Raw genomic sequence first — 533 nt, forward strand, 5'->3', positions numbered from 1 at the left:
TGATCGTCGGCCGAGTGTTGACTGCGGAGGGGTTTCCGGACAGCTACCTCTACTCGGCAGCGCGCGAGAGAAGCACACACTGACCTCGACAGGTACTCGTCGCCGCGTACTCCTGCTCGGCGGCACAGGCGAAGGTCGAGTGATCGCTTCTCGCTTGGCCGGTTCAGCCGACCTCGAGGTTGTCACATCGCTGGCCGGCCGGGTTCGTGATCCTCGATGGCCGGAGGGGGAAGTGCGTATCGGCGGGTTCGGGGGAGCCGAAGGGCTGTCGGAGTGGTTGTCGGCCAATGATATTCGTGCAGTGCTCGACGCCACGCATCCGTTTGCCGCTCGCATCACCCAGAATGCGTTCGAAGCGTGCCTTGCGAATTCCGTGCCGTACGCCATGTACCGACGCCCGCCCTGGCGCGAGCAACCCGGTGACACTTGGCTTCCGGCACACGATCTCGATCACGCCGCAGAGTTGGTGCCGACGGTCGGCTCACGCGCTTTTCTGACGATCGGGAGGCAAGGAGTTTCGGCGTTCGACCGCG

At 64.4% G+C, this 533-nt stretch carries 1 protein-coding gene and 1 pseudogene; both read left to right on the top strand.

Annotation, left to right across the window (positions count from 1 at the left end; genetic code table 11):
* Window positions 1-83 (top strand): annotated as a pseudogene (locus tag A2J01_RS37150) (precorrin-4 C(11)-methyltransferase); the annotation flags it as partial.
* A gap of 56 nt (window positions 84-139) precedes the next feature.
* Window positions 140-533: precorrin-6A/cobalt-precorrin-6A reductase (locus tag A2J01_RS33195; RefSeq protein WP_231916212.1), on the top strand; the 394-nt coding region annotated here is incomplete at its 3' end.

Origin of the sequence: Rhodococcus sp. EPR-134 (assembly GCF_001647205.1) — a bacterium.
Classification (GTDB): domain Bacteria; phylum Actinomycetota; class Actinomycetes; order Mycobacteriales; family Mycobacteriaceae; genus Rhodococcus_F; species Rhodococcus_F qingshengii.